General features: G+C 70.4%; 2 protein-coding genes and 1 pseudogene. All 3 read right to left on the reverse strand.

The window, feature by feature from the left end:
- Positions 1 to 639: pseudogene (locus tag VJR25_RS13815) on the reverse strand (hypothetical protein); the annotation flags it as partial.
- Positions 640 to 727: 88 nt separating this feature from the next.
- On the reverse strand, positions 728 to 1,675 hold the full coding sequence (locus VJR25_RS13820; RefSeq protein ID WP_324115987.1) for a hypothetical protein: 948 nt from the start codon (positions 1,673 to 1,675) through the stop codon (positions 728 to 730).
- 237 nt (positions 1,676 to 1,912) lie between these two features.
- A partial coding sequence (locus VJR25_RS13825) for an ABC transporter substrate-binding protein (protein ID WP_324115989.1) occupies positions 1,913 to 3,077 on the reverse strand: 1,165 nt, incomplete at its 5' end.

Here is a 3,077-nt window from a genome sequence, read left to right on the forward strand (position 1 = left end):
CGCCAGGGTCGGAACGGTGGCCCCCGAATCGCCACCGTTCCGACCACTGAGCACGCCGGCCAGGCCCAGGCGCGCCCCCGCCGACACGCCACCGATCGGTGTCGTGGCGGCACGGACCGAACCGGCACCCGGGATCGGAACGGTAGCCCCCGAATCGCCACCGTTCCGGCCACCGAGCACGACCGAACCACCGATCGCCGCGCTCGTGCGTGCCCCGCCTCCGAGGCTCACGGGTGCTCCCGTGAGTGCGTGAGCGCGGCCGTCGACACGCACGCCACCACCCGCCGAGCCGGCGGAGCGGTCGGTGCCCGACCGTGCCGCCACCCGTGCGGAGGCCGCCGCATCCACGGCGGCCCGTCGCGAATCGTGGTGCACGACGGCGCCGGCGGTGCCGTGAACGTTCAGGCCTCCCCCGGTGGAACCGTCGGTGACACCGCCGACGACGCGCCCGACCGCGTTGTCGACCGTGTCGAGGATGCCCCCGACCCCGCACGAGCAGGCCGTGCCGACGGATGCCGTGGCGGCAGCGTCCGGTGGAGTTCCCGATTGAGTGGCAGCGTTCGCTGCCGTCGCTCCGGCGAGAGCGATCCCGCCCGCGAGCAGCGTGCCCCAGAGGGCGCGCGTGATGACGCGATGCATGTGTCCTTCTCCTTGACTCGAGTCCGATCGCGCGTGCGGAATGCGCGCGCGTGCTTCTTCCGTCGACGGGCGACGGTGAGGCCCGGACTCAGTCGGGAGAGACTTCGGGGGCGGTGGGACGGGTCGGCAGCTGCGACCTGTCGAGTGCAGAGACGCGCCGGCCCGCAGTCGGGTCCGGCGTGACGAACGAGGATGCCGCGGTTGCGGACGCGCCCGATGCGCCGCCCGCACCGGAGCCCGCCATAAGCGACGACACGACTCCGCTCATCGCGGGGAGCGGACCTCCCGGCGAGCCGGAGTTCGGCGCCGTGACCGGCATCCCGATCGCGCCGGATGCCGCAGCCGCGGTCTCGGCGACGAACGCTTCGCCGCCCGGGCCCGCGCGAGTGGACATCACGGAGCTGGAGACCATCGACGCACTGACGGCGACCGCTGCAGCGTGGTGGTTGTCGGACGGCGCCGCGGGAACCGACGGGGTGGCGCCGGGTGGCGCGGTCACGGTTCCGATCGTCGTGGCGACCGATCCGAGCGAGCTGCCGATCGTGCCCGTGAGGCGCCCGGTCGTCGAGTCGACGGTGCCGGCGACCTCGCGGACCGTGGAGTCCACCGTCGCGACGAGCTTGTGGACCACCGTACCGACGGGCGCCGTCGCGGCGTCGCCGACGGTGCCGACGACCGGGATGGGCGTGACCGCGGCGCGCGTCAGATCGGTGGCCGAATCGACCGTGGCGAGAACCCGACCCGCCGCCCGGACGACGGTGTGCGAGACCGCGGGAGGCCCGACCTTCGCGACGCGGCCGGCGAGCGCCTTCGCGGGAGCGACCGGTGTGAGCGCGGGCGTCGCGGCAGCCACGCTGCGCGAGGCGGCATCCGCAACAGCCGACGTGACCCCTATCAGCGAGTGGCCGCCGGATCCGCCCGCCGGCAGCGGCCCGGTGTCGTCGGCGCGTGCGCTGGTGGCGGAGACTCCCAGCAGGATCGTGAGGACGGTCCACGCGCCCGCGATCGCCGCACCGAGCACAACGGTGCGGATCACCCACCCGGGGTGCTGCGATCGAAGACCTTCCACGTTTCCGCCCAACTCACACGGTGATCTGGCGTCGAAATCTGAGGAGCGCACGTCGGGTGTGCGCTGGTCACTGACGAGACAGGCGACACTGTACGCCGCCTATGACAAGTCTGTCTACGGCCCCCGTGATCGCCCGCTCCGTTCGATCGGGCGGCAGTGAGTCCGATCATGATGGGCTGATCGGGCCCCTGCCGCCCCGTCGGGCTACTTTCCTGTGCCGGCCAGGTACGCCGCCCACGGATAGAAGACGTAGTCGAATGAGGCCGGTGCCCCGGTGATCCGCTTATTCATCCAGAGGCTGTTGGTGAGCTCCACCCCGGGGAACATCGGAGCCATCTGGTCGCGCAGGTTCTTGTTGATCTCCACCACGATCTTCGACCGCTCGACCGGATCCGCGGTGCCGACGGCCTTCTGGTAGAGGGCGTCGATTCCGTTGTAGCCCGACTGGTTGAACGAGGCCCCGGTGATCGCGGTCAGCGCGAGCCAGTCGAGCGGGTTCGGGATGCCCGGCCAGAACTGCGTGTAGAGCAGATCGGTGTTGCCGCGCGTCTTCGGGTCGTACAGGTAGTTCGAGTACCCCGTGGCCGGCACGACGTCGAGCTTGAAGTTCAGCCCGATCTTGTCCGCGGCGGCCTTGACGGCGAGGCCCAGGTGCTGGGTCTCCGCCTGCTGCGGGACGACGAGGCTGATCTGCTCGGCTCGCGTGGAGGCGGGGACGCGTGCGAGCAGCTTCTTGGCCTCGTCGATCCGGGGCCGTCCATCGGTCTTGATCGAGTCTGCGTAGGCGGTGAGGTCCTTCTCCGCGAAGCCGTACACGGCGGGCACCGTGGCCAGCGAGATCGGCGTCCCCTCCCCGCCGAAGATCTGGTCGCCGATGCCCTTCCAGTCGATGGCCATCTGCAGCGCCTTGCGGACGTCGGCGTTGCCCAGCGCGCCCTTCAGGTTCGCGACGACAAGAGTGACCTCGAGCGGCGCCGGGCCGTTGTAGAGCGTGCCGGCGCCGGACGTGGCGAGCTGCTTGAGTCCGGCGATCGGCGGCGTGTACGTGCCGTCGATCTGCCCCGACAGCAGCCCGGAGGTGATGGCGGCATCGTCGGTGACGAAGGTGAACGTCAGGTTCTTGACCTTGAGCGGGACGTTCGCCTTGTTCCAGTAGTCGTCGTTCCGGGTGGCGGTGATCGACTGACCCTGTGTCCACTTCACGAATTTGTACGGACCCGTGCACATAACCCCCACGCCCGGGGTGCCGACGGCGGCGCCGTGCTCCTGTGAGAACTTCTTCTCGACGACGACGCCCGCGTAGGTGGCCAGTTCGTCGTTGAACAGGTAGTCGGGCTTGGCGAGCTTGATGGTGACCTGGTTCGCCCCG

The sequence above is a fragment of the Microbacterium sp. genome (assembly GCF_035277845.1).
In the GTDB taxonomy this organism is placed as follows: Bacteria; Actinomycetota; Actinomycetes; order Actinomycetales; family Microbacteriaceae; genus Microbacterium.